The organism is Streptomyces sp. NRRL S-31, assembly GCF_000718775.1.
Taxonomy (GTDB): domain Bacteria; phylum Actinomycetota; class Actinomycetes; order Streptomycetales; family Streptomycetaceae; genus Streptomyces.
In genome coordinates, this window is record NZ_JOCB01000112.1 from 1 (window position 1) to 26,382 (window position 26,382).

The following is a 26,382-nucleotide window of genomic DNA, read 5'->3' on the forward strand; positions in this document are numbered from 1 at the left end:
GCCCCGGCCGGCCGGGGCCGCGGGGGCCGGCCCGGCGGCGCCGGGGGCGTCCCTGGCCGCCCGCATCCGCGAGGGCGTGACCTTCACCCTGCGCGACCCGCGGCTGCGCACGATCGTCGCCCTCGACACCGCCGTCAACTTCTGTTACGCCGGGCCCTTCACGGTCGGTTTCGCCACCCTCGCCGGCCAGGTGCTGCGCGGCGGCTCCACCACCCTCGGCGTGCTCAACGGCTCGCTGGCCGGCGGCGCGATGCTCGGCACGCTGGCCGGCGGCGCACTCGGCGGCCGGCCCCGGGTCGGGCTGCTGGTGGCCGGCCTGGCCGGCTGGCTGGGCGCCGGGATGGCCGTGCTCGGCCTGGTGCACAGCACCCCGGCCGTCGTGGCGACGGTGCTCGCCATGGGCTTCGCCATCGGCTTCCAGGGCGTGTTCGGGCTCAGCTGGATCCAGCGGAACATCCCCCAGGAGGTGCTCGGCCGGGTCGTGTCCGTCGACATGGTCCTCGGCTACGCCGCCGCCCCGCTGTCGCTGATCGTGTGCGGCGCGCTGGCCCGCGTCGACGCCCTCGCCCTGTTCGGCACGGTCGCCGCGGTGCTCGCGCTCACCGGCCTGGCCGTGCTCGCCTCCCGGCCGGTGCGCGCGATGCGCTGAAACACCCGGACGAAACCCCCTAGGTGTCCCGCAGGGCGGCCGACCGCGCGCACAGGTCCGCGCGGTTGGCCGCCCCCGTCTTCGTGATCAGGCTCGCGATGTGCTTCTCCGCCGTGCGCGGGGAGATGAACAGCCGGTCGGCGATGTCCTTGTTGCTCAGCCGCTCCGCGAGCAGCCGGAACACCTCGAACTCCCGTACCGTGACGCCCTGGGCGCGCAGCCGGTCGGGGATGCCGCTGGTGCCGGAACGGTGCTGGTGCACGGAGGCGCCGAGCCGGCGCAGCCCGGCCCGGCAGGCGCCGGTGACGGCCTGGACGTCCCGCTCGTGGAAGTAGTGCTCCGCCCGCCGCAGCCAGCTCACCGGGTCGCCCCAGCCGTCCTGGTGCGCCGCGTCCGCGATCAGCCGCAGCCCGAGGTGCTGGGCCAGCGGATAGGGCTCCGCCACCGCCAGCGCGGACTCCACCGTCGCCGCCGCCCGGTCGCCGGCCCCCTCGCGGCCCAGCAGGACGGCGTCGGTCAGCAGCACGAACTGACGGTTCCAGCGCATCCGGGCGACGGCGGTGGCGGTGACCTCCTCGTGCCGGGCCCGGTCCGCGTCCCCGGCGAGCACGTCCAGCAGCAGGAGCAGGCCGTGGGTGCCGCCGAGGTGGTAGGTGGAGGGGTTGCCCGCCTCCATCGCCAGCACCCGCCCGAGTTCGCCGCGGGCCAGCTCGCGGTCCTCCTCCAGCAGGGCGCAGAAGGCCCGGGCCAGACCGAGGCTGAGCGGTTCCTCCTGCGAACCGGCGCCGTCCCACTCGGCGAACGCCGCCAACGCCCGCTCCATCGCCGCGCGGTCGGCGTGGTGGGCCTCCAGGACCGCCTGGGCCATCAGGACGTACCGCACGGCGGGCGCGAGGCGCAGACGCCGCACGACGGCCAGGCACTCGGCGGCGGCCGACCGGGCGGTGTCGTACCGGCCGCCCAGCACCGCGTCCAGGACGAGGATGCCGTCCACCGTGTGCACGATGTTCACCGAGCCGAGCCGCAGCGCCTCCTCACGGGCCGCCAGCAGCCCCGCGGTGTCGCCGTCGGCCAGCCAGGCGTTGCCGCCGAGCCGGGTGGCCGCGTACATGCGTTGCAGGGGCAGCCGGTGGCGTTCCGCCGTGGCGAGCGCCTGCCCGAGCATCGCCTCCGACTCCTCGGGGTCCCGCTCACGGGCCACGGTCGCGAGGAGTTCCGCCGCCTGGCAGGCGACGACGGGCAGCCCGTACCGTTCGGCTGTGTCGGCGGCGGACCGGGCGAGTTTCTCCGCGTGCTGGGTGCGGTCGGGCCCCGGTGTGTCCAGGGCCAGGTAGGCGGCGGTGACGTCGACGGCCGCGGTGGCCGCCTCGTCCGGCGCGGTCGCCAGCACCTCCCGGGCGCGCGCCACCTGCCGGTTGCCGTCGCTCCACCGGCCCGCCGTGTGGGCGACCTTGGCCAGCCGGGTGTGCAGCGTGGCCAGGCGGGCCGGGCTCAGCCCGGAGCCGTCCAGCGCGTGCAGGTCCTCGGCCAGGTCGAGGGCGCGGGCGAAGTCACCGGCCTCGGCCAGCGCCGGCAGCAGGTCCTCCAGCACCCGGGCCCGTGCCTGCGGGTCGCCCGCGTCGGCCAGCAGGCCCTCGGCCCGGCCGAGCAGGGTGACGGCGGAGCCGAGCGCCCCGGCCACCAGCGCCCGCCCGCCGGCGTCCGCGAAGAGCAGGCCGGCCTCCACCTTGTCGCCGGCCGCGCTGCGCAGCCCGGCCGCGAGCGGGCACCAGTCGCCGGCCAGGTCCGGGTGCAGCTCCTCGACCGCCTCCGCGCCCCGCCGGGCCAGCTCCGCGCGCCGGCCCGGGGTCATCTGCGTGAAGAGCGCCTCCACGGTGAGCGAGTGCCGGAAGGAGTACCAGTCGGGCGCCGGCTCGTCGGGGATCACCAGCCGGGCGGCCACGCCCGCGTGCAGATGGCTGAGCAGGGCCCGGTCGTCGATGCCGGTCATGCGCTGGAGGACGGTGAGCGGGAAGCGCCGGCCGAGCACGGCGGCGGCCGACAGCAGGGTCATGCCCTGTGCGCCGAGCCGGTCGATGCGGCGCAGGATGCCACGCGCCAGCGAGGAGGAAACGTCACTGCGCAAATCGCCGACGGTCCGCCAGCCCTCGGGTCCCTGGACCAGCGTGCCGGTCCCGATCATCGACTGGAGCAGCTCCTCGACCAGGTACGGGCTGCCCGCACTGTCCTCCCACAGCCGCTCAAGGACCGCCTCGGGCACCTCGTCGGGGCCGTCGACACCGAGCTGGGCCGCGATCATCCCGTGCGCCTGGGACCGGGTCAGCGGCGGCAGTTCCAGCAGGGTCGCGGCACCGCGCCGGCGGGCGGACTGGGCGAGGTCGAGGGCGTCGCTGAAGTCCGTCCGGACGGTGGCCAGCAGCAGGACGGGGGAGTACTCCAGGTTGTCCACCAGGTACTCCAGCACGCCGAGCGTCTCCGGGTCGGCGTCGTGCAGGTCCTCCAGCAGCAGCAACTGGCCCTGCCCGCGCCCGGCGGCCATGAGCAGCCGCAGCACCGCCTCGCCCAGGATCACCATGGAACTGCTGTCCCGTTCGCCGGTGTCCCAGTCGGGGATCAGCCGCCCGAGGACCGGCCGGTAGGGGCCGAGGGCCAGGTCGTCCATCGGCTCGCCGCCCCGGAACAGCGACATCAGGGCCTCGGTCAGCGGCCGGAACGGCACGGCGGGGCCCGTGGTGCTGCTGCGGCCCCGCAGCACCCGCATGCCGGCGCCCAGCGCCTCGCCGACGGCCTCGGCGGCCACCCGCGACTTGCCGACGCCCGCCTCTCCCACCAGGAAGACGACACCGCCGCGGCCCTGACGCGCCTCGGCCAGGGCACGTTCGAGCAGGGTCAGTTGGGAGTCCCGTCCGACCAGGGAAGGCGCATGGGAACGCATGAGCGCAGATAGTAATCGGAACAACGGGGCCTGCGGCAGGTCGCACGGTCGCGGACCTGTTCCGTCACCACCGCCGTGGACCGCCGCGCCCTCCCCGGCGGTGCGTCCGCCCGGCGTCACCGCGGCGCGCGGACCGCGGTGCCGGTGGTGCCGGGTGGGAGGGCGATGCCGCAGGCCGGCACCCGGCCGGCCGGGGAAAGGCCCACCTCCGGACCCCGGTCGCCGGCCTGGTCACGGGCCTGGTCATGGGCCTGCTCGCGGCCCCTCGGCATGGCCCGCCCCCGGAACCCCGCCCGCCCGCGGCCGGAGAGGTGCCGTCGGCGGCGGTGGGCTGCTCGTCCGTGACGTGATGCCCTGCCGGTGTCTCGTACGGGCCGGCCCGGGCGGGCACGGGCGGGTTCGTGCGGAGGACGAGTCCTGGTGCCGTGGGCGTGCCCCGGACGTGCCGGGGCACGCCGGGGCCGGGGAAGCGTGCCCGGTCAGTGGCCGGGCTGCCCCAGGAGCAGGGCGGACGGCACGGTCTCGGGGCGGGCCAGGCGCAGCAGCCCGTAGCCGATGCCGGACAGCCCGGACAGCAGCCCGGGGGAGGGCACGTGGTCGGGGGTGGCGCAACGGTGGCTCTGCGCCTCGACGAGCGCGAGCACCTGCCCGGTGCACCGGCCCAGCGCCGCGGCGGCGGTCGCGTCCCCCCGTTCCGCGAGCACGGCCAGGGCCTCCAGCGTGCCGAGCGTGCCCTGCCCGAGGCTCAGACCGGGGCCCACCTCGGCATCGGCCAGCCGGGCCGACAGCGCGCCGGCGGCGGACAGGGGCGCGGCGGCGGCCACACCGGCGGTCCCGGACACCCAGGAGGGGTCCGCGTGTGCCGCCCCTACGTCCCGGACCGCTGTGCGGAGCAGGGCGTCGGCGGCGTCCGCGTGGGCGGCGGCGCGCTCCGGGCGACGGTCGGCGTAGCGCCGCAGCGCCCAGCCGATCCCGGCCGCGCCGTGCGCGAACCCGGGGTTCCGGCCGGTGCCCGACCCGTCCCGCGCCGCGCCCGCCGCGTCCGGTCCGCCCACCGCCCTCAGCAGCGGGTCCGCCACGGCGTCGGCCAGCCGGAGCGCCTCCGGCGCCCCGGTCGCCTCGTGGACGGCGACGGCGGCGGCCAGCGCCCCGGCCGTGCCGGTCGCGAGCCCCGGGTCGGAGCAGGCGGCGACGGCGTGCCCGAGCGCGGTGAGCGCGTCCGGCAGGCAGTCCGCCAAGTCGTCACCGAGCAGGGCGGACAGCCTCGTCAGCGCGTAGACGATGCCGGCGAGCCCGTCGTAGGCGCCGGGTCCGGCCGCCGCGCTCAGCTCCGGGTCCGCGGCCAGCGCCTTCATCAGAGCGGGCAGCGGCCGGACCGCCTCCCGGGCCAGCGTGGCGTACCGCCCGGCCCCGGTCAGCGCGTCCGTCTGGGCCAGGAACAACGCGACGCCGCAGTAGCCCTGCCCCAGTCCGGCACCCATCGGCAGCACCGCCCAGTGCGGGCCCGAGACCTGTTCCAGGCCGAGCCAGTTGGTCCGGCCGTCGCCGCGGACCGCGCGGGCGGCGATCTCGTCGGCGATCCCGCACACGGCGGCCAGCGACCGCGAGGTGTCCGGCACCACCGCCGGGAGCGGGGCGAGGGCGAGTTCGGAACGGCGTGCCGGAGGCGCACCGGCGCCCCGTGCCGCCAGCGTGGCCGAGATGATCCACTCCTGGTCGTGGCAGTCGACCTCGTCCATCCGGGCGAGCTTGGCGCCGACCGCGGCAAGGCTCGCCACGGGCAGCACCTCCGGCAGCCAGGTGCCCTCGGCCGTCCGGACCCCTGTACCGGACGGCCGGTGCACGAACAGCGGTACGTCACCGCGCCACAGGTCCGCGGTCTCGTGCTCGGCGAGGCGGCGGCGCGCCTCGTCGTGCTCGGACTCGGTCCAGAGGACCGCGAACACACCCTCGCGGGCGAGGGCGTCCTTGAGCAGGGAGGGGTGGGTGGACTCCTCCAGCAGTGTGGCGTACAGACGGGTGGCCCGTACGATGAGCCGGGCCGGGCTGTCGGCGTGCGCGGTCAACGGGCCGCTCTGCGCCAGCAGTTCGCCACCGTGCGCGGCCAGCGCAGCGTAGGCGGTGCGGAACCCCTCCAGCAGCGCCGCCCGGTGGTCGGCCCGCTCCAGCGGCGCCCCGTCGGGCAGCGGCTGGTTCTGCGCGGCGGGACTGGGCAGGGGAGCCCGTACGGCCCGCATCGTGTCCGTGCCGCCGTCCTCCCAGCGCAGGCCCTCGCTCGGGAAGGTCCCCTCGGCGGACCGGCCGAGCGCGGAGATGTCCAGCGCGCCGTGCTCCCCGATCAGCAGGTGGGGCAGCAGGCAGGTGCGGTGCACGGAGGCGTGCAGGGCGTCCGCGGCCGGATCGGTGCCGGCCGTCATGGCCTGCGGCAGCCCGGTGTGCAGCAGCGTCTCGGCGTCCACCAGGACCGGCTGGTCGCCGCAGGCGATGACGTTCTCGTAGTGCATGTCGGCGCCGTCCACCGCGTACAGCAGGGCCAGCAGCGCCCCCTGGCGCCGGTAGAAGGCGTCGGCCTCGGCCACCGACCGGCACCAGCGGTGCTCCACGAACTCCAGCCAGCCGTAGCCCGGCCGGCGCACCCCGCGTGGCGTGCGCAGCGTCAGCCCGGGCACCTTGGCCGCGAGCCAGGCCGCCAGGTCGTCGAGCAGGGCGTGCTGGTCGAGCGGGCGGGGCTTGTACACCAGCCGGTCCCCGCTGGCGAAGCGCAGGACGGCGACCGCCCGGTTGCCCTGGTGGGCGTCGCCCAGACCGAGGTCGACCCCGGTCAGCGCACCGGGCTCGCGCCCGTCGAGGAGTCCGGCGACCAGGTCGTCCCGGTCGGCCCGGAACCGCGCCACCAGCTCCGCCGCGGCGTCGACCGCGTCGAGGGCGGTCTGCGCGAGCATCCGGGCCAGCACCGGGTAGGCGCCGAGGAGCCGGGCGAGGCCCGGCCGGCTGCCGGTGGCGGCGACGAACGAGGCGAACCGCTCGCGCGGGTCCGCTCCGGTGAGCCGCCCGGCCCGCCGGGCGAGGGAGAGTTCGTGGACCAGGGTGCGGGCGGCCTGCCGGACCAGCTGTCCGGTCAGCCGTCCCGCGAACGCGTCCTGCCACACGGCGTGTTCGGCGGCGGGGACGTCCGGCACGAGACGGGCGAGCCGGTCCGCGGCCACGGCGACGAAGGGGCGTACGACGGTGGCGAAGACCTCGGGGCCCGCGCCGTCCGGGACGGGCTCCTCCAGTGTCCGCGGGGCGGCGTCCAGCGCCGCCTCGGCGTATCCGGCCCAGCGGGGCTTGGCCGTGCGGGCGGCGAGCGGTCCGGCGGGCTCCGCCACGAGGGCCGCCGCGGTGGCCCCGTCCACGCCGAGGTGGGCCAGCCGCAGGGCGAAGCCCTCGCTGTCCCCGACGGCCCAGGGAGCGGGCCCGGTGGCGGCGGATGCGGCGGGCGCCGGCCGGAGGCCGGGCGCGGCGAGCCGTTCCGCGAGGGACAGCGCCGGGGCCCACCAGGCGAGCGGCAGGCCGGCGCTCCGAGGAGTCGGGAGGCTGGCGGTCTCAGTCACGACGACGACGGTGCCAGACAGCACGCGTCCGCCACATGGGGAAGAGACCCCCATATTCCCTCCGGCCCCTCCCCACCCGTGGGGGGCGACCGCCGCACGAGCCGCCCGCACCGGGGAAAACCGCAGGCCGGCAGGGCTGTCCGGCCTCCCCGCACGGCGGACGGGCCGACCGCCGGACGGATTCTCGCGGATCCCGACGGCGCCCGTGTACGGGCGCGCACCACCCGTCGCGGCGGTCCGCACCCCCTCCACGGCGGCCCGCGAGCCCCCACGCCGGCTCCGTCCCCCGTCCGCACCCGACCGTCCGCCCCCATCCCCGTGGCACGCTCCCCGTCTCCGGGGCGCACCGCCCCCCACCCCGGTCCGGCGCACCCCACCCGTACGGGTGTCCGCCGCGCCGCCCGCCGCTGGACGGGCCCCCGCGCGGAGGGCGGGGGCGGCCGGACCGCCCGCGGGGCGGGAGACGACGAGAAAGGTGGGGAGCGACTACCGATGCCGCCGCCTCCCCGGGGGGCGCACGGTGTCCCACAGAACCTCCGAACCGCCCGCCGTGCTCACCACCGGGCGGACGACCTTCCAAGGAGCAGCAGATGGGAGCACCCGTACCCGTCGGTGTGGTCGCCCTCGACCCGGTGCTGGAAGCCGGCACCCGCAGTACCCTGCTCGCCTGCCCGGAACTCACCCTGAGCGAGCCCGGCGACGCCCGGGTCGCCGTGCTGACCGTGGACCGGCTCGGCCCGGCCGAACTCGACACGGTGCGCCTCACCCGCGCCTATCCGCAGCGCCCCGCCGTCGTCCTGGTGGCCGGCGCCCTCGCCTCCGGTGACGCCCTGCACGCCCTGGCGGCCGGTGCCCGCGGCCTGCTGCTGCGCCGCGAGGCCGACGCCTCCCGCCTCGCCCACGCGGTGCTGGCCGCCGCCCAGGACGAGTGCACCCTGCCGACGGACCTGCTGGAACAGGTCCTGCAAAGCCCGGCCGACGCCCGGCACGGCGGCGACTGGGCCGGGGGCACCCTGTCGGACCGGGAACGGTCGGTGCTGCGCCTGGTCGCCGACGGGCACGAGACGGCGGAGATCGCCCAGCGCCTCGCCTACTCGCCGCGCACCGTGACGACCGTCGTGCACGACATCACCCAGCGGTTCCGGCTGCGCAACCGCGCCCACGCGGTCGCCTACGCCCTCCGGGCGGGTCTGCTGTGACGCCCGCCCTCGCGCCCGCCGCGCCGCTCGCAGCCCCACTTTCGGTGTCCGCCGCGCCGCTCACAGCCGTACCTCCGGCACCCGTCGTACCTCCGGCACCCGCCGGGCCCGGCGCGCGCACCGTGCCCGGTGCCGCGCGTACCGTTCCCGCGGCCCTGCGCGTGCTGCCCGCACGCGGTGCGGACCGCGTCCGTGCCCTCGCCCGCCGCGCCGGTCTGAGCTGCGCGGACGGACACGCGGAGGCGGGGACCGTCACCGTGGTCGTCGCCGAGGACGCCGAACGAGCCCTGCGCGGCCGACGGCACCCCGGACCGCTGCTGCTGGTGTGCGACACCGTCAGTCGTACGGGGGCGCTGCGGGCCCTGCGCGCGGGCGCCGCCGTCCTGCGCAGCGGGGACCTCACGCCGGAGAGTCTGACGGCGGCCGTCCGGCGTGCCGGGCACCCGCACCAGAGCATCCCCTACCCGGAACTGTCCCACCTGCTCACCAGCGGGCCGCCGACCGGCGAGCCCGAAGCGGCCGGCACCAGGCCGTCGTCGCTGACGGCACGGCAGACCGCCGTGCTGCGCCTCATGGCCGACGGGCACGCCAACGCGGACATCGCGCGGCTGCTGGAGTGCTCCGAACACACCGTGAAGAACGTCATCTACGAGATGATGGCGCGCCTCCAGGCCCGCAACCGCGCCCACGCGGTCGCCCGCGCGGTACGCCACGGCCTGGTGTGAACCGGCGGACGACCTCGGCGCGGGGGACGGGGGACGCGGCGCACCCGCACGCGGTGCGCCCGCACCGCCCCGTCGCCCCGCGCGGCCGCCCGGGGCACACCGCGCCCGCACCGCTGCACACCCCCTCGGAACCGCGGCACACCGCGCCCGCACCGCGGCACGCCCCGTCAGAACCGGGGCGTGGGCAGCAACCGCGGCTCGATCCGCTCCTCCACCGCCCCGTCGCCCGCGCGGCTGACCAGGTAGGCGCCCTTGCCCGGGAGTTCCGTCACGGCCTCGACCAGCTCGGTGCCCCGGTACACCAGGCCCACCCCGTCGTCGGTGCAGTGGGCCGTGCCGAAGGCGCCCTCGGCGACCAGCCGGTGGATGAGCGGGCGCCGGCCCGCGTCGGAGTCGTAGTGCACGCCGTTGCCGTACGGCAGCAGGCCCAGACCATTGGTGACCGGCCGCAGTTCCGGCCCGAAGGAGTCGGTCGCGCCGCCCTCGAACCAGCAGATGGAACCCGCGCTGACCCCGGCGAGCACCACGCCCGCCCGCCACGCGCGCCGCATGATCGCGTCCAGGCCGTGCACCCGCCACACGGCGAGCAGGTTCGCCACCGAACCGCCCATCACCCAGACCACGTCGTGGTCCAGCACCGTGGCCTCGACGTCCTCGACGTTCGGCATGGGGAACAGGTACAGCGGGGTGAGGTCGAAGCCCGCCACCCGGGCCGCCTCCGCCACCCGGGCCGTCACGTGCTCGGCGTCCCCGGTCGCCGTACCCACGTACAGCACGCGCGGACGTCTGCCGTGCACGCCGGAGAGGTCGACCGCGTGGTGGACCAGGGCATCGAAGAGCAACCGGGTGCGTGTGCCGACGCGGTGCCCTCCGGAGGTGGCGAGGATGGTCGGTTCCGGAGCGGTCACGCGCGTGATCGTAGCGCGCCGGGTCCGGCCGGGGGTGTGCGGGATTCGTGAAGGCGCGGCACGCTTCCACGTGTGCCGCGGACACATGTCGGCGGGGACCGGCCACCGGCCGGTCCCCGCTCCCTCGTGTGCGCCGTCGGGCGCCCTCATCCCGTCCGCAGGGCCACCGCCGCCGCGTACCCCGCCGGGACGAGGACGTCCCGCAGGATCCACTCCGGTGCCGGGACGGCCGGCCGCGGCCCGGTGCCGACGTAGTCCAGCGCCGGATCGCGCACCAGCCCCGTCCCCAGCCCCTTGAGATAGGCCTCCTTGCGGACCCAGGTCCGGGTGAACGCGGCCGACCGCTCGTGCGCCGGCAGCCGGGCCAGCTCCGCCGCCTCCGCCACGTGCAGCGCGGACTGCGCGCCGAGCACCGCCTGGGCGGTGGCCAGCCCCTCCACGTCGACGCCGACCGGGGTCGGGGCGAGCGCCACCATCACCAGGTCCCCGCTGTGCGACAGCGAGAAGTGCACCCCCGAGGTGCGCAGCGCGGGCCGGCCGTGCGGACCGCCGCAGCCGGCACACGGCTCGCGCATCAGCGGCAGCTCCCCGGCCGGGATGCCCAGCAGCAGGCTGAGCACCCCGCGCAGGGTCGCGTGCGCCACCACGTACGCGTCGCGGTCCCGGGGCCGGTGGAAGGCGCCGGCCCGCGCCCGCTCCTCCGCGTCCAGCAGCTCCCGCGCGCGCCGCAGCGCCACGCCGTCCTGCCGCCCCACCTCCGCCAGGTACAGCTCCAGCGGCCGGCGCAGCGCCCGCGGGCGGGGGACCCGGGCGCCCGAGCGCAGCCCGGACAGGTCCAGGACGGCCGGGCACAGCCGCTCGGGCAGCGCCGGCGCGGGCGGGGCGTGCGCCGGCCGGGCCAGCAGCGGACCCGGGCGGGACTCAGACATCGGCCCCGGCCAGCCGACGGCGCAGGCTGAGCGGGCGCATGTCCGTCCAGACGACGTCGATGTGGTCCAGGCACTCCTGCCGGGTGCCGCGCCGGCCCTCCGGGTGCCAGCCGGCCGGCAGGTCGCGGTCGGCCCGCCAGATCGAGTACTGCTCCTCGTCGTTGCGCACCACGAGGTACTCCTCCTCGTCGGTGCCCGGGCGGACCTCCTCGTCGCCCGTGCGGGTCGCGGAGTGGGATTGCGTCACGGTGAACCTCCCGCAGATGATCGGGCCGGCCGCAGGTCAGGGGCCGACCCGGTCAGCGTGCCCGCCACCGGCCGCGCCGGTCAGGGACGAACGCGCCGAACCCGGGGCGCGCGTTGCTGCCGGATCTTCTCTGGTGACGCGGGGCCGCGGCGCGGGACCGTGCTGTCCGGTCGCGGGGCACCCGGCGACCCGGCGGCGCCCGCCGCCCGGCCGAGCCGCGCGATGGCTCGACCCGGCGGCGCCCGCCCGGCCGAGCCGCGCGATCCCCGCGCACCCCCCGTTTCGGAAGGAGCACGCGATGTCGGACCAGCACGCACCTGTCCTGCTGCCGGGCGGAGGCTGGCGGCTGTGGGAGCAGTTCGCGCTCCGCGGCCCCGGCTTCCCCGCCGACGGCGTGCTGCGCCTGACGCCGCCCGGACTGGCCGAGGCCGCCGACAAGTTCGGCCCCGGCGCCGAGCTGTCCGGCCCGGAGTGGCGGGACTTCGCCACCGAACTCGCCACGGCCGCCGTCCGCACCGCCCGGCAGCTCCAGGAGATCGCCGCCGAACCCCGCTTCCAGGCGGCCCTCGCCTGGCAGAACCCCGCCGTCCTGCGCACCGGCATCGCGCCGTTCCTGCGCTGGAACCCGGACACCGACAGCCGCAGCAGCATGCCCCGCCAGCGCGAGGAACTGGTCGCGCACTACTGGCAGCGGTTCTGCGTGAAGAACGACACCATCGGGTTCTTCGGCCCGGTCGGCTGGGGCCACTGGGACCTGTCCGCGCCGGGAGCCGTCGTCGTGGACCCCGGGCGGGGCTTCCTCGCCGCCCAGGAGGTGTACTTCTCCGGCTGGGCCGTCGACGCCGTCGCCAAGGTCCTCGCCGAGGACCCCGAGCTGATGCGCTGGATCCCGCCGCGCCGGGTCTCCTTCGTACGCTGCTCCGACGGCACGGTCCGGGTCCCCGGACGCCCCGCCCAGAAGATCGGCGCGGCCGAGCTGGCCGTGCTGAACCGGTGCGACGGCACCCGGCACCCGGCCGCCATCGCCGCCGACCTGGGCCTGGACATCGACGAGGTCACCCGGGTGGTGCACGCCCTGGTGAGCCGCCGCTGGGTGCACTGGCGCCTGGAGGTGCCCGCCGCCACCCACCCCGACCGCGCCCTGCGCCGCATCCTCGAACGCGTCCCGGACCGGGCCGCCCGCACCCGGGCGCTGGACCGGCTCGCCGTGCTGGAACGCGCCCGGGACGCCGTACGCGCCGCCGGTACCGACGCCGCCGCGCTGACCGCCGCGATCGGCGCGCTGGAGGCCGCCTTCGCCGCGCTCACCGACAGCGAGGCACAGCGGGCCAAGGGCGAACGCACCGCGCCCTGCCGGGGACTGGTGTACTCCGACGCCCAGCGGGCGGCGACCGCGATGGCCGGCGCCGGGCTGCTGGCCCAGCTGGAACCCCTGCGCCTGTGCCTGACCGCCGCCCGCTGGATGACCAACCGCTTCGCCGACGCCGTCCGCGTCCGCCTGCGTACCGTCCACGACGGATTGCGCGCCGCCGGCGGGCCGGTGGACCTGGGCACGCTGTGGCTGCACACCCTGCCCTCCCCGCACCCCGACGCCGGCGACCTGATCGACGCCGTCCAGGCCGAACTGCGCGCCAAGTGGGCCCGTGTCCTGGACCTCCCGGCCGGTGTCCGCCGGGTCCGGCTGACCTCGGCCGACCTGGCCGAACGGGTGCGCCGCGAGTTCGACGAACCCGGCGACGGCTGGTCGCTGGCCCGGTACGTCAGCCCCGACGTGCTGGTGATCGCCGACGACGAGACCGCCCTCGCCCGGGGCGAGGTGGAACTCGTCCTCGGCGAGATGCACTGCGCCCTGAACACCATGGGCGCCTCCCTCTTCGTCCACCAGCACCCCGACCGGGACGAGCTGCTCGCCGAGACCACCCGCGACTTCCCCGGCCCGCGCCTGCTGCCCATGCTGGCCAAGGAACTGCCCCTGAAGTGGTCCACCCGCAGCAGGCCCTCGCTGGACCGGCCCGAGGACGTCTACGTGGCGCTGGTCGACCAGACCGGCGACCCGCACCGGCCGAACACGGTGCTCGGCGCCGACGTCACGGTCGAGGACCGGGCCGGCCGGCTGACCGCCGTCCTGCCCGACGGCACCGCGTACGACCTGCTCGACGTCTACGCCAACACCCTCACCCAGCGCGTCATGGACCGCTTCACGCTCCGCCCCGAGGGCGCGCACACCCCGCGCATCACCGTGGACCGCATGGTCCTCGCCCGGGAGACCTGGCACCTGCCCGTCGCCGACGCCGACTTCGCCGACGAGAAGGCGGAGGCCGCCCGGTTCGTGCGGGCCCGGCACTGGCAGCGCCGGCACGAGCTGCCGCGCTTCGTGTTCGTGGTCTCGCCCACCGAACCCCGCCCCTTCTACGTCGACTTCGACAGCCCCCTGTACGTCACCATCCTCGCCAAGGCCGCCCGCCGGCTCGCCCGCACCGACCCGGGGGCCCGGCTCAGGATCAGCGAGATGCTGCCCACCCCCGAGCAGGCGTGGCTCACCGACGACGAGGGCCGCCGCTACACCTCCGAACTCCGTTTCGTCGCGGTCGACCAGACCGTCACCGGTGGGGAGGACGAGTGATGCGCACCATCGCCGACGACATCGCCGCACACGCCGCCCGGCACCCCGACCGCATCGCGCTCAGCACACCCGAGGGCGAGGTGACGTACGGCCGGCTCGCCGCCCGGATCGAGGAGATCAGCCGCCTGCTGCGGGCGCACGGCGCCCGTCCGGAGACCGTCTGCGCCGTGGCCGTCGGACACGGCACCGACGCGGTCGCCGCCATGGCCGCGGTGCTGCGCTGCGGCGCCGCCTTCCTCACCCTGGACGTCGGCCAGCCCCGCGACCGCCTCGCCGGCTTCGTCCGCGGCGCCGGCGCCCGTCTGCTGCTCACCCACACAGCCCTCGCCCCCGCCCTGGACCTCGGCGTCCCGCTGGTCCTGCTGGACCGGCCCGACACCGCGCGGGGCCCCTCGCCGGGGCCGGCCGACCCACGGGCGCTCGCCTACGTCAGCCACACCTCCGGCAGCACCGGATCGCCCCAGGCCGTCCTGGTCGAACACCACGCCCTCGACACCTATCTGCGCGACACCGCCCGGGCGTTCGGCCTCGGCCCGGACACGGTCGCCCTCCAGATCGCACCGCTCGGCTACGACGCCTCGATCCGGGACACCCTCGTACCGCTGCTGGCCGGGGGACGCGTGGTGATCGTGGACCGCGCCCGGCTGCTGCGCCCCGAGGAGTTCGCCCGCACCGTACGCGAGCACCGGGTCACGGCCCTGCTCAGCGTGACCCCCTTCTTCCTGTCCCACCTCGCGGCGCAGCCGGGGCTCACCGACCCGCTGGCCGGGGTCGCCCTGGTCGCCGCCAGCGGCGAGTCCCTGCGCCCGTTCCTCGCCGCCGGCGGACGCGCCCTCGTCCCCGGCCGGCTCGTCAACCAGTACGGCCCGACCGAGTGCACGATGACCACCACCCGGTACAGCGTGCCCGTGCCGCCGGACCCCTCCGCCGACCTCGTGGGTACACCCCGCGCCGGTGCCGTGGTCCGGGTGCTGGACGCGGACCTGGCGCCGGTCGCCGACGGCACGGTCGGCGAGGTGTACATCGGGGGAGAGGGCGTGGCCCGCGGCTACGGCGGACGTCCGGCCCGTACGGCCGAGTGCTTCGTGCCCGACCCCTACGGCCCGCCCGGCGCCCGTCTGTACCGCACGGGCGACCTCGGCTGGTGGGGGCCCGGCGGGCTGTACTACGCGGGCCGCACCGACCGGCAGGTCAAGATCCGCGGTTACCGCGTGGACCCGGCGGAGGTCGAGGGCGCCCTGCTGACCCACCCGGACGTCACCGGCGCGGTGGTGACGGCGCACACCGACGACCGGGCCCGGGTGTACCTGCTCGCCCACCTCACCGGCGACCTGTCCGGCACCACGGACGCCCGGCTGCGCGCCCATCTCGCCCGCTCCCTGCCGCCGCACCTGATGCCCCGCCGGTTCCTGCGCCTGGACACCCTGCCGACCACGCGCGGCGGCAAGGCCGACCGCCGGCTCCTGGCCACCGGGAGGACCGCATGACCGCCCTCGACCTCGGACGCGCCGCGCTCGCCCCATGGCCGGCCGCCGCTCCGGCACCCACCGCTCCGGCACCCGCCGCTCCGGCCCGGCGGCCCGACGCCGCCGACCTGCGCGCCGCCGCCGCCCGCATCGCCCCGTACGTGGTCCGCACGCCCCTGCTGCCCGGCCCGGCGACCGGCGCGCTCGGACCCGGCCTGCTGCTGAAGGCCGAACACCTCCAGTCCGGCGGCTCCTTCAAGACACGGGGCGCCGCCAACGCCGTCCTCACCCTGGGCGCCACCCGGATCGTCACCGGCTCCTCCGGGAACCACGCCATCGCGCTGGCCCGGCTGGCCCGCTCGCTCGACATCCGGCTCACCGTCGTCCTCGCGGCGGGAGCGGCACCGGCCAAGGCCGCCGCCGTCCGCGCCCTCGGCGCCGAGACCGTCCAGGTGCCCGGGGGCGTGGCCGAACGCGAGGAGCGCGCCCGCGCCCTGGCCGCCGAGCGGGACGCCGTCCTCGTCCCGTCGTCCGACCACCCCCTGGTGGTCGCCGGGGCGGGCACGGTCGGCGGCGAACTGCTGGCCGACGCGCCCGACACCGAGACCGTCTACGTGCCCACGGGCGGCGGCGGCCTCCTCGCGGGCGTCTGCCTGGCCGCCCTGCGCCATCCGGTACGAGTGGTGGGAGTGGAGCCGTCCCGCACCCCGCGCTACGCCCGCTCGCTGGCCGCCGGCCGTCCCGTCCAGCTGCCGCCCAGCACGACCGTCGCCGACGGCCTGCGCGGCCAGCGCCCCGGAACCGTCACCTACCCGATCATCCGCGACCGCGTCGACGAGCTGATCGCCGTCGGTGACGCCGAGATCCTCGCCGCCGCCGCCCTGCTGCGCCGCCACGGCGTCGACGCCGAGCCGAGCGGAGCGGTCGCCCTGGCCGGAGCGCTGCGCGCCGGCCGCCGGGAACGGGCCGTGGCCATCGTCTCGGGCGGCAACACCCCCGCCCGCCTGCACGCCCTCCACCACGGCCCCGCCCGTCCCTAGACCGACGGCCACGCCGTCACCGACCGACCGCCCGCACACCGACGGCCCAGGCCGTCACCGACCGACCCACCCGAGAACCGACATCCCGTCACCGCACCGTCCTACACACGAGGAGTACCGCCATGACCGCGAACACCGCCACCGCCCCCGCCATCGCCGCCCCCGCCGCCACGGTCGACCTGCTCGTCGGCATCTTCCGGGACGTGCTGAGCCTGCCCGAGCTGACCTGCGACACCGACTTCTACGAGGCGGGCGGTGACTCGCTCACCGCCTTCCAGATCACCGGCCGCCTCCAGGAACTCCTGCGCGCGGACGTCCCGGTCTCGCTGGTCTTCGCCTACCCCACGCCGCGCGAACTGGCCGAGGTCGTCGAAGCGGACTACGGCACCGTCTGACCGGCCCCGCGACCGCACCGGTCCGCACCGGTCCGCATCGTCCACCCCGCGCTCACCAAGGAGAGCCGTGCCATGACCGAAGACCTCGAGCCGTCCCTCGGCCGCTGGCGGCTGTGGGACCAGTTCGCCCTGCGCGGGCCGGGCTTCCCCGCCGACGGCGTGCTGCGCCTCGCCCCCGCCGGCCTGGCGCAGGCGGCCGACAAGTTCGGCACCGACGACCCCCTCGACGGCGACCGCTGGGCGGACTTCGCCCACCTCTTCGCGGACGCCGCCGTGCAGACCGCGCGGACCCTCCAGGACATCGCCCGCGACCCGGCCTTCCGGGAAGCGGTGGCCTGGCAGAACCGGCCGGTGCTCGCCTCCGGCATCGCGCCGTTCCTGCGCTGGACCCCGGGCCGGGACAACCGCAGCAGCATGCCCCGCCAGCGTGAGGAACTGGTCGCGCACTACTGGCAGCGGTTCTGCGTGAAGAACGACACCATCGGGTTCTTCGGCCCGGTGGGCTGGGGCCGCTGGGACCCGGCCGTGCGCGGCCTCGCCGTCGACCCCGGCCGGGGGCTGACGGAGACCTCGACCGTGTACTGGGCGAGCTGGGGCCTCGACGCGCTGGCGCGGACCCTGGACGCCGAGCCCGGCCTGCGCGAGTGGATCGCCCCGCGCCGGGTGCCCTTCGTCGCCCTGGAAGGCGACCGGGTCCGGGTGCCGGGCCGGCGCCCGGTGGAGGTGTCCGCGCCGGAGGCGGCCGTCCTCGCCCGCTGCGACGGTGTCCGCCCGGCCCGCGGCATCGCAGACGAACTGCCCGGCACCGACGTGCCCGCCGTGCTGGCCGGCCTGGTGGCCCGCCGCTGGGTCGTGTGGCGGCTGGAGGTTCCCGCCGGCACCCACCCCGACCGGGCCCTGCGGACCTGGCTGGAGTCCGTCGGCGCGCCCGGGCCGCGCCGGCGGGGGCTGGCCGCGCTGGACCGGCTGGAGGAGGGCCGCGCCCGGGTGGCGGCCGCCCGCGGCGTGGACGAGCTGGTCGAGGCGATGGCGGCGCTGGAGCGGGACTTCACCGACCTGACCGCCACGGCCGCCGTGCGCGAGAAGTCCGGGACGACGGCACCGTGCCGGGCACTGGTGTACTCCGACACCCGCCGCTCGGCCACCGTCCGGCTCGGCCCGGCCGTGCTCGACGCGCTGCGCCCGCTGCGGCTGCTGATGGACAGCGCCGGCTGGCTCACCGCCGGGCTCGCCGCCGCGGTCGGCGACGAGGCCCGCCGGGTGTACGACCGGCTCGCCGCCGAGGGCCGGGTCGATCTGGCGTCGTTCTGGTTCGCGTGCCTGCCGGTGCTGCACGGCACCGCGCGCGACACCGCCACCGCGCTCCAGCGGGAGTTCGCCACGCGCTGGCAGCGTGTCCTCGCGGCCCCGGCGGACGCCCGCCGGGTCACCGTACGGTCGGCGGACATCGAGCCGGCCGTGCGGGCGGAGTTCGGCGACCGGGCCGGAGGCTGGACGGCGGCCCGCTATCTGAGCCCGGACCTGATGATCGCCGCCGACGGGCCGGAGGCGGTGGCGCGCGGCGACTTCACCGCCGTGCTCGGCGAACTCCACGTCGCGTCCAACACCCTGGGCGCCTCCCTCTTCACCCATCAGCACCCGGACGTGGCCGAGCTGTTCCGGCTCACCGACCGCGACCACCCGGGTCCGCGCCTGATGCCCCTGATACCCAAGGAGCACCGGGCACGCCTGTCGGCGCGGGTCCGGCACACGCTGGTGCGCCCCGAGGACCACCAGGTCGCCCTCGCCGACTTCACCGCCGACCCGGCCCGCCCCCGGGTCGTGCGCAGCGCCGACGCGACGGTGCGGGAGGACGGCGGCGACCTCGTCGTACGGCTCCCGGACGGCTCGCGGTTCCCGGTGGCCGACGTGTTCTCGCACGTGCTGACCACCCTGGTGATGGACCTCGTGCGGGTCCTGCCCCAGGCGGACCACACCCCCCGGGTCACCGTCGACCGTCTGGTGATCGCCCGGGAGACCTGGCGGACGGCCGCGGCCGGCGCGGAGTTCGCCGACGACCGCGACGAGGCCCGGCGCTTCGTGCGGGCCCGCCGCTGGCGTGCCGGACTGGGGCTGCCCCGCCATGTGTTCGTCGTCTCCCCGACCGAGTCCCGGCCCTTCTACGTCGACTTCGACAGCCCCGTCTACGTCACCATCCTCGCCAAGGCGCTGCGCCGGCTGGCCCGCACGGACCCGGAGGGCGTCGTCACGATCACCGAGATGCTGCCGACCCCGGAACAGAGCTGGCTCACCGACGACCAGGGCCGCCGGTACACCTCGGAGCTGCGCTTCGTGGCGCACGACTCGGCACCGGACCCCTCGGTCCCGGCGGCACGGCGCTGACCGGCCCCGGCGTCCCGGGCCGGCGGCGGCCCAGGGGGCGCGGCGCGGTCAGAGCCAGCCGTTGCGGCGGAAGGACCGGTAGAGGAGGCCCGCCCCGACCGCCATCAGGGCCAGCGCGCACGGGTACCCGTAGCGCCAGTCCAGCTCGGGCATGTGGTCGAAGTTCATGCCGTAGACGCCGGCGACCAGGGTGGGGATGGCGAGGATGGCCGCCCAGGCGCTGATGCGGCGCATGTCGTCGTTCTGCCAGGTGCTCACCTTCGCCAGGTGCGCGTCGAGGACGGAACCGAGCAGGTCGTCCAGGGCGCGGACCTCCGTGTCGGTGCGGGTGAGGTGGTCGGCGACATCCCGGAAGTACGGCGCCACCTGGCGCGGCCAGTCGTCGCGCTGCCCGGTGAAGCTCTGCACGACGGGCAGCAACGGCTGGACGGCGTCCCGGAACTCCACCACCTCCCGCTTGAGCGAGTAGATCCGCTCCGTCAGGTCGTCCCGGGCCGGCGAGAACACGCACCGCTCCAGCTCGGTCAGGTCGGCGCGCACCTGGACCGCCGCGTCCGCGTAGGCGTCGACGATCACGTCGCACACCGCGTGCAGGACGCCGGCCGGGCCCAGCCGCGCCATCTCCGGCTGCTCCGCGAGGCGGCGGGCCGCCTGCTCCGTGGGGTCGTCGCCGCCGTGGCGCACGGTGAGGGCGAAGGCCGGGCCGAGGAAGATCATCACCTCGCCGGTCTCCACGTCGGAGGTCCGCTCGACGAACCACAGCGTCTTCGCGGCGACCGCGAGCACGTCGCCGTAGCGTTCCTGCTTGGGCCGCTGGTGGGCCTGGACGGCGTCCTCGACGGCCAGCGGATGCAGGCCAAGACGGGCGCCCAGCCGCTGGAGGTCGTCGGGCCGGGGCCGGTCCACGCGGATCCAGGCGAACTCGCCCGGTCCCAGCCGGTCGAGCCGGTCCAGGACGGCCTTGCAGCCGCCGTCGTCCCGCGCGCAGTCGATCCGCTCCGCGTCACCTGTCTGTTCCTGGTAGATCACGCACTCCATGCCCTACCGGATGCTTCCCCGAGCGCGTTCCATGCCCGCCGGGCACCACGGACGTCCCCCGGCCCGCACCGACCCCCCCTCGCCGGACCGGGGGAGTGAGCGCCGCCGCGACGCCGATGAGCGACAGCAAGCACGTGCGGGTGGGCCGCACGGCACCCCGTCGGGCGGCCGGGGCCGGGGCCGATGCGGGGGGCCGGGCCCAGCGGAAGGCCGCCGCGCGGACGGAGGAGCCGAGGGCACAGGCGGCGGGGCGTGCCGACGCGGCCGCAGATCTGGCGCGGCGGGCCCGCCGGAGGCCGCCTGAACCGGTCGGGAAACGAGGCGGGGCGGGGCGCCGGGCGGGCCCGCGCCAGGCCGGCCCGCTGACCGGCTGATCGGCCGACGGACGGTTCCCCGGGCGGGCCGCCGGGACGCCGGGGCCCGGCAGCCACCGGCGGCCCCGCCGCACCGACCGGCATGATCCCGCGGCCCCGTGTGGAACACCCCGGCCGGGGGCACCGGGATGTCCGAGGTGTTCCCCTGACACGGGGGACGCGCGCCCGAGGGTTGGGAGGGCACATGGACGTGCTGGCCCGGCTGGACCGATATCAGCGACGGCACCGCTGGGCAGGGATGCCGCTCGCGGTCGTGTACAAGTTCTTCGACGACCAGTCGACGTACCTGGCCGCACTGCTGGCGTACTACGGCTTCGTCTCCCTCTTCCCGCTGCTGCTGTTCCTGGTGGCCATCCTCAGCGGCGCCCTGCACGGCAATCCGCAGATGCAGCACTCGGTGCTCCACTCGGCGCTGGGCGAGTTCCCGGTGATCGGCGACCAACTCGGCCAGAACATCCACTCCTTCCACGGCAGCGGCGCCGCCGTCGCCGTCGGTGTGGCCGGCAGCGTGTACGGTGCCCTCGGGGTCGCCCAGGCGGTCCAGCACGCACTGAACAAGATCTTCGCGGTGCCGCGGCACGCCCGGCCCGACCCGCTGCGCTCGCGGGCCAGGGGCCTGTACTTCCTGCTCCTGCTCGCGGCCGGTCTGGTGCTGACGACCGCGCTGTCCACCGCCGAGTCCGCCGCCTCCCTCTTCGGTACCCGCCTGGCCGTCGGCATCCGGATCGCCGTGGGGATCGCCGGCATCGTCCTCAACGCCGCGCTCCTCCTGCTCAGCTACCGGCTCATGACCCGGCGCAAGCTGCCCCTGCGCCTGACCTACGGGCCGGCCCTGGGCGCCGCCTGCGCCTGGCAGGCGTTGCAGTGGGGCGGTTCGTACTACGTCGGCCATGTGCTGCGCGGCGCCACGGCGACCTACGGCATGTTCGGCATCGTGCTCGGCCTGCTCGCCTGGATCTACCTCGCCGCCCTCGTGTACCTCGCCACGGCGGAGATCGTCGCCGTACGGTGCCTGAGGCTGTGGCCGCGCAGCCTGCTGACCCCCTTCACCGACCGCGTCCACCTGGCCACGGGCGACCTGCGCGCCTACCGCTCCTACGCCACCACCGAGTCCTTCAAGGGCTTCGAGAAGATCGACGTCCGCTTCGGCGATCCCCCGCCGCCCGCCGTGGGCGACAAGGGACCGCCGTGAAGCGTCCGGGCCCGTCCGGTCAGCCCCCGGTCACCGGTGCCTGGAGTTCCGTGACCCAGTCCGCGCGGTCGTCGGGGCACTCCAGGCTGACCTCACGGGGGTAGCCGGCCGCCCGGTGGCCGTGGGCGTCGATCCAGCGGGCCAGGGTCTGGGCGGTGGGGAGCACCGTGTCCATCGGGCCGCGGTGCACGATGGTCGCCGCCCGGTCGAGGGCCGGCAGGTCGAGCACGCGGAACGCACCGTCGTACAGCGGGGCGGACACCTGTACGGCGGCGTGGACGCGGATCCGGCCGCCGCCCTCCGGAGCGTCCTCGTAGGAGGCGATGCCGGGGCCGGTGGGGGTGATGCCCGCCGCCTCCAGATGCCGGAACAGCTCCTGGTAGAGCGGGCCGATGACCGGGCCGATGTCCTCCGGGTCGAAACTCGCGGCGGTGGCGGTCAGCTCGGCCACCCGGACGGCGGGAACGTGCTTGACGACGACGTCGTTGGTGGGCATGCGCCCCTCACTCTCGATCGCTCGGAGCCGCGCCTCGACCTGGACCAGCCGGGCCGCCGCGGCGGCCATGACCGTCTCCAGTTCCGCGCGCCGCAGCCGCAGCATGCCGCGCAGTTCCCCGGCGCCGACCTTCTCGTCCACGATGTCCCGGACCTGCCGGAGGGTGAAACCGAGGTCCTTCAGCGCGATGATCCGGTTCAGGCGGGCCAGTTGGGCGGCGGTGTAGTAGCGGTAGCCGCTCGTGGGGTCGACGTGGGCCGGGCGCAGCAGTCCGGTGGCGTCGTAGTGACGCAGCATCCGAACCGAGACGCGGCCGTGGCGGGCGAAGTCTCCGATGGTGAACATGATGGCTCCCAGCCGACCGCCTGACACGGTGTGAGGGTCAAGGCGAGGGCCGGGCGGTGGTCACCCGGCGTACGGCGGGGGACGCCCGGCCCGGTCCGCCGCCCCGAGGCGTCGGCCCCGCCCCGCACAGATTACCGACAGCGACGCGCGGGGCCCGCGGGCACCGGGGAGAGCCCCGCGGGCTCCGCCCGGGACGCCTCAGGGGATGGGCAGCTCCGCCCAGATGGTCTTGCCGGACGCGGTGTACCGGGTGCCCCAGCGCTGGGACATCTGGGCGACGAGGAACAGGCCGCGGCCCCCCTCGTCGTCCCGGCGCGCCCGCCGCAGATGGGGCGCGGTGTGCGCGCTGTCGGAGACCTCGCACAGCAGGGAGCGGTCCCTGATCAGCCGCAGCACGACGGGCCCGGTGGCGTACCGGATGCCGTTGGTGACCAGCTCGCTCACCACCAGCGCGGCGGTGAACGACAGCTCGGACAGGCCCCAGGCGTCCAGTTGGCGCTCGGTGAGCGCCCGGGCGTCGGCCACCACGGCCGGGTCCGGCGGCAGCTCCAGGTCCGTCACCCGGTCGCCGTCGAGCCGCCGGGTGCGCACGAGCAGCAGCGTGGCGTCGTCCGCCTGCGGTCCCGGCGGCATCGTCGCCAGCGCCCGGTCGCACAGCTCCTCCACCGGACACCGCTGCCAGGTGAGCGCGTGGGCCAGCCGGTCGATGCCGCTGTCGACGCCGGTGCGCCGGTCCTCCACGACACCGTCGGTGAAGAACGCCATCACGCTGCCGTCGGGCAGCCGCAGTTCGACGTTCTCGTACGGCAGGCCGCCCAGCCCCGGCGGCGGCCCCGGCGCCGGCGCGGACGGGGCGACGGTGCCGCCGGAGTCGGCCACGATCGGCGGGGGATGACCCGCGCTCGCCCAGACACAGCGGCCGCTGACCGGGTCGTAGATCGCGTAGAGGCAGGTCACCCCGAGGGCCCGGTCGCCCGGTTCGTCGTCCGCGCCGGACTCCGAGTCCTGCGTGACCAGGTCGTCCAGCCGGGTGAGCAGCTCGGCCGGGTCGAGGTCCAGCAGCGCCAGCGTGCGCACGGTGGCGCGCAGCCGGCCCATGGTCGCGGCCGCGTGCACGCCGTGGCCCACGACGTCGCCGACGGTCAGGCCCACGCGGGCGCCGGACAGCGGGATCACGTCGAACCAGTCGCCGCCCACCCCCACCCGGCTGTCGGCGGGCAGATAGCGGTACGCCACGTCGACCGCGCTCTGTTCGGGCAGGTGCTGGGGGAGCAGGCTCCGCTGGAGCACCAGGGCCGCCGCGTGCTGGCTGGTGTAACGGCGGGCGTTGTCGATGCCGACGGCCGCCCGCTCGGCCAGTTCCACGGCGAGCGTCCGCTCCTCGGAGCCGAAGGGGTCCGGGTTGCCGGTGCGCCGGAACGTGACGAGGCCCAGCACCGCGTCCCGGGTGAGCAGCGGCACGAAGAGGCAGGAGTGCGGGCCGGCCGGCACCGCCCCGCCCGGTGCCCCGGGTGGGGCGGCGCCGATGACGGGGCGGCCGGTGGCCAGGCTCAGCGCCTGCGGCGACGACGGCGGGTAGGAGACGGGACTGGTCCGGAACTCCTCCGGGGTCCGGCCGTGCATCCGCAGCAGACTGTGCCCGGGCGCCGAACCCGTCGGCGGCTGCCGCCCCTCGATGACCGCCGGCGGCAGGTCCACCAGCACCTCGTCGGCCAGCTGCGGCACGGCCACGTCGGCCAGCTCCGCCGCGGTGCGGCGCACGTCCAGCGAGGCGCCGATCCGCTTGCCCGCCCGCACCAGCAGCGACAGCCGCTCCTGGGCGCGGTAGCGGTCGGTGATGTCCAGGGACTCCTCGAACAGCCCCAGCGGCTCGCCCCGGGCGTCCACCAGCCGGTGGTAGGAGCAGGACCACACGTGCTCACGCACCGGGTCGGCGGGAGCGCGCCCGCGGTAGTGCATGCCGATGACCGGTTCCCCGGTCTTCAGCACGTGCTCCATCACCTGGTCCTCGTCCGGGGGGTGGTGGCGGGAGATGAACTCGCCCTCCGGGAAGAGGTCCGCGGCCGGCCGGCCGATGTACTGGGCGATCCCCGCGAGTTCCCGATCGGTGGAGACGTTCCCCCAGACGACCCGCCCGTCGGTGTCGAAGACGGTCAGCCCCACCGAGGACTCGGTGGCCAGTCCCTGGAGCAGCGCCAGCTGCGTCTCCCAGCCGCGCAGTGCCGCGAGGTCGGCCGCGACCACGACGGTCGCGGCGGCGCCCCGGTGCGCGAGCGGACTGAACGTGACGGCCGCCCGCAGGGTGCGCCCGTCCCGGCAGCGGAGGTCCAGGACGGCGTTGCGCGGCCGGTGCGCCGTGCAGAGGGCGGACGGCCGCCGCCCGGGGCCGGCCGCCAGCAGCCGGGTGGCCGGGCGGCCGAGCACATCGTCGGGGGAGTGTCCGAGCAGGTGCTGGGCGGCGGCTCCCCACCCCGAGACGCGGCCTTCGTCGTCCAGCACCGCGGCGGCGGCCTTGGAGAGGTCCAAGGGACTGTGGAAATCGACGTCGGCCGCCTGCGGAAAACGATCCATGGCACCGCTTCCCTTCGTGCTCCCTCAGCATCCCGTGCCGTACGACGGACGACAACCGGACACCTGACGGCCGCCCGCCCGCCACCCATGGCGGCCACTCGCGGGAGCCGGTCGTGAGGCGGGCACCGGCCCGGGTACCCGGCACCGCACCGGCCTGACCCCCGGCCGTCCGGACCGTGCGAAGGGAGGGGATCCCTCATGCCCCATCCGACCGGCGACAGGCGGGGAGCGGCGGGAGACCCCGGGGGAGGGCCGCTCACGGCCCGGACCACCCCGGCGGCCCGGACGCCCTCGCGCACCCGCCACCGGCCGGCCGGCGGCGGCCGGGCCCCCGGCTGGGCCATGGCCGTCGGCGCGCTGTGCGTGTCGGCCTCGGCCGTCCTGCTCGACCTGGCGCACACGACGCCGGCCACGGCCTCGTTCCACCGGTGCGTCCTCGCCCTGCCCGCCCTGGTGGTCCTCGCGGGGGCGGAACGGCGGCGCGAGGGCCCGCCGCCGCGCGGCCACCACGGACTCGCGCTCGCCGCGGGCGTGCTGTTCGCGGGGGACATGCTGCTGTGGACCCAGGCGATCGCGGAGGTGGGCGCCGGGCTGTCGACGGTCCTGGTGAACGTGCAGGTGGTCCTGGTGCCCCTGATCGCCCGGGCGATCGACCGGGAACCCGTGCCCGGACGCTTCCTGGGATGGCTGCCGCTGCTGCTCCTGGGCGTCGTCCTGACCGGCGGCGTCCTGGAACGGGGCGGGGCGACCGGCACCGACCCGCGCCGGGGCACGGTGCACGCCGTGCTCGCGGCCGTCTGCTACTCCGGTTTCCTTTACCTGCTGCGGCGCGGCGGTCACAGCGGGCACGTGCGGCAGCTGTACACCGTGGTCGTCGCGTCGGCCGCCGTCACGTCGATGCTCGCCGGCCTGGCGTGGTACGGGTTCGCCATCGCGCCCGGCTGGCGGGTCATGGGCTGGCTGCTGGCGGTGGCGGTCTCCAGCCAGGTGGTGGGCTGGCTGCTGGTCGCGACCGCCTCGCCCCGACTGGCCAGCCATGTCGGCGCCGTCCTGCTCCTGCTGACGCCGGTGGGCGCGGTGGCGCTGGGCGCCGTGGTGCTCGGCGAACGCCCCACCGCGCTGCAACTCGCCGGGTGCGCGCTGATCCTCGTCAGCGCCTACCGGGCCTCCGCCCGCGGGCCCGGCGCGGACCGGGGCGCCCGCCGCTCCGGTGCCGCCCGGCGGCAGGACGCGCCCGCCACCGCGGCGCCGGGCGACGCCCGGGCGGCGGGCGCC

17 protein-coding genes and 1 pseudogene are annotated in these 26,382 nt (G+C 76.5%); 10 read left to right on the forward strand and 8 right to left on the reverse strand.

Translation table 11 applies throughout. The annotated features are described in order from the left end of the window. A pseudogene (locus IF37_RS0132890) lies at window positions 1–649 on the forward strand (MFS transporter); the annotation flags it as partial. Window positions 650–668: 19 nt separating this feature from the next. Here the strand turns inward: IF37_RS0132890 and IF37_RS0132895 are convergent. Next, entirely contained in the window at window positions 669–3,584 is a 2,916-nt protein-coding gene (locus tag IF37_RS0132895) for a LuxR family transcriptional regulator (protein ID WP_030751127.1), read from the reverse strand. Between the two features lie 479 nt (window positions 3,585–4,063). Next, window positions 4,064–7,177, reverse strand: coding sequence for a type 2 lanthipeptide synthetase LanM family protein (locus IF37_RS0132905; protein WP_030751133.1), 3,114 nt, complete (start codon window positions 7,175–7,177; stop codon window positions 4,064–4,066). Window positions 7,178–7,767: 590 nt separating this feature from the next. Here IF37_RS0132905 and IF37_RS0132910 point away from each other — a divergent pair. Continuing rightward, entirely contained in the window at window positions 7,768–8,376 is a 609-nt protein-coding gene (locus tag IF37_RS0132910) for a response regulator transcription factor (RefSeq protein WP_030751136.1), read from the forward strand. A gap of 122 nt (window positions 8,377–8,498) precedes the next feature. Continuing rightward, window positions 8,499–9,101 (forward strand): LuxR C-terminal-related transcriptional regulator, encoded by a 603-nt coding sequence (locus IF37_RS0132915; protein WP_030751139.1) that lies wholly within the window; start codon window positions 8,499–8,501, stop codon window positions 9,099–9,101. A gap of 167 nt (window positions 9,102–9,268) precedes the next feature. On the opposite strand, the gene IF37_RS0132920 is transcribed toward IF37_RS0132915, so the two are convergent. The 3 genes from IF37_RS0132920 to IF37_RS0132930 form a co-directional block, all read right to left on the reverse strand. Then, a complete protein-coding gene (locus IF37_RS0132920; RefSeq protein WP_030751141.1) occupies window positions 9,269–10,009 on the reverse strand; it encodes a peptidase E in 741 nt (246 codons plus the stop codon). Window positions 10,010–10,155: 146 nt separating this feature from the next. Then, the gene (locus IF37_RS0132925) at window positions 10,156–10,938 is read right to left on the reverse strand and encodes a 4'-phosphopantetheinyl transferase superfamily protein (RefSeq protein WP_106981903.1); all 783 of its coding nucleotides are present in this window, start codon (window positions 10,936–10,938) and stop codon (window positions 10,156–10,158) included. Next, the gene (locus IF37_RS0132930) at window positions 10,931–11,185 is read right to left on the reverse strand and encodes an MbtH family NRPS accessory protein (RefSeq protein WP_030751147.1); all 255 of its coding nucleotides are present in this window, start codon (window positions 11,183–11,185) and stop codon (window positions 10,931–10,933) included. Before IF37_RS0132930 ends, IF37_RS0132925 begins: the two co-directional genes overlap by 8 nt. A 298-nt stretch (window positions 11,186–11,483) precedes the next feature. On the opposite strand from IF37_RS0132930, the gene IF37_RS0132935 reads away from it, so the two are divergent. From IF37_RS0132935 to IF37_RS0132955, 5 genes are all read left to right on the forward strand, one after another. Beyond that, window positions 11,484–13,808 (forward strand): lantibiotic dehydratase, encoded by a 2,325-nt coding sequence (locus IF37_RS0132935; RefSeq protein ID WP_030751150.1) that lies wholly within the window; start codon window positions 11,484–11,486, stop codon window positions 13,806–13,808. Beyond that, on the forward strand, window positions 13,808–15,295 hold the full coding sequence (locus IF37_RS0132940; protein WP_030751152.1) for an amino acid adenylation domain-containing protein: 1,488 nt from the start codon (window positions 13,808–13,810) through the stop codon (window positions 15,293–15,295). Before IF37_RS0132935 ends, IF37_RS0132940 begins: the two co-directional genes overlap by 1 nt. Continuing rightward, the gene (locus IF37_RS0132945) at window positions 15,292–16,314 is read left to right on the forward strand and encodes a threonine/serine dehydratase (protein WP_079165996.1); all 1,023 of its coding nucleotides are present in this window, start codon (window positions 15,292–15,294) and stop codon (window positions 16,312–16,314) included. The genes IF37_RS0132940 and IF37_RS0132945 overlap by 4 nt, the downstream gene beginning before the upstream one ends. A 122-nt stretch (window positions 16,315–16,436) precedes the next feature. After that, on the forward strand, window positions 16,437–16,709 hold the full coding sequence (locus IF37_RS0132950) for a phosphopantetheine-binding protein (RefSeq protein WP_037857602.1): 273 nt from the start codon (window positions 16,437–16,439) through the stop codon (window positions 16,707–16,709). A gap of 72 nt (window positions 16,710–16,781) precedes the next feature. Further along, window positions 16,782–19,091 carry a lantibiotic dehydratase gene (locus IF37_RS0132955; protein WP_030751159.1) on the forward strand — a complete coding sequence of 770 codons (2,310 nt, stop codon included), beginning with the start codon at window positions 16,782–16,784 and terminating at the stop codon, window positions 19,089–19,091. Window positions 19,092–19,139: 48 nt separating this feature from the next. Here IF37_RS0132955 and IF37_RS0132960 read toward each other — a convergent pair whose 3' ends face one another. Beyond that, window positions 19,140–20,129, reverse strand: a complete 990-nt coding sequence (locus tag IF37_RS0132960) for a magnesium and cobalt transport protein CorA (RefSeq protein WP_030751161.1) — start codon at window positions 20,127–20,129, stop codon at window positions 19,140–19,142. 558 nt (window positions 20,130–20,687) lie between these two features. Between IF37_RS0132960 and IF37_RS0132965 the strand changes: the two genes are divergently transcribed. Next, the gene (locus IF37_RS0132965) at window positions 20,688–21,695 is read left to right on the forward strand and encodes a YihY/virulence factor BrkB family protein (RefSeq protein WP_037857605.1); all 1,008 of its coding nucleotides are present in this window, start codon (window positions 20,688–20,690) and stop codon (window positions 21,693–21,695) included. 19 nt (window positions 21,696–21,714) lie between these two features. Here IF37_RS0132965 and IF37_RS0132970 read toward each other — a convergent pair whose 3' ends face one another. Both IF37_RS0132970 and IF37_RS0132975 read right to left on the reverse strand, forming a co-directional pair. After that, window positions 21,715–22,536 carry a MerR family transcriptional regulator gene (locus tag IF37_RS0132970; RefSeq protein WP_030751167.1) on the reverse strand — a complete coding sequence of 274 codons (822 nt, stop codon included), beginning with the start codon at window positions 22,534–22,536 and terminating at the stop codon, window positions 21,715–21,717. Between the two features lie 198 nt (window positions 22,537–22,734). Continuing rightward, a complete protein-coding gene (locus IF37_RS0132975; RefSeq protein WP_030751170.1) occupies window positions 22,735–25,107 on the reverse strand; it encodes a SpoIIE family protein phosphatase in 2,373 nt (790 codons plus the stop codon). A 198-nt stretch (window positions 25,108–25,305) separates the two neighbouring features. On the opposite strand from IF37_RS0132975, the gene IF37_RS0132980 reads away from it, so the two are divergent. Next, on the forward strand, window positions 25,306–26,382 hold a 1,077-nt coding region (locus IF37_RS0132980; protein ID WP_063886429.1), incomplete at its 3' end, for a DMT family transporter.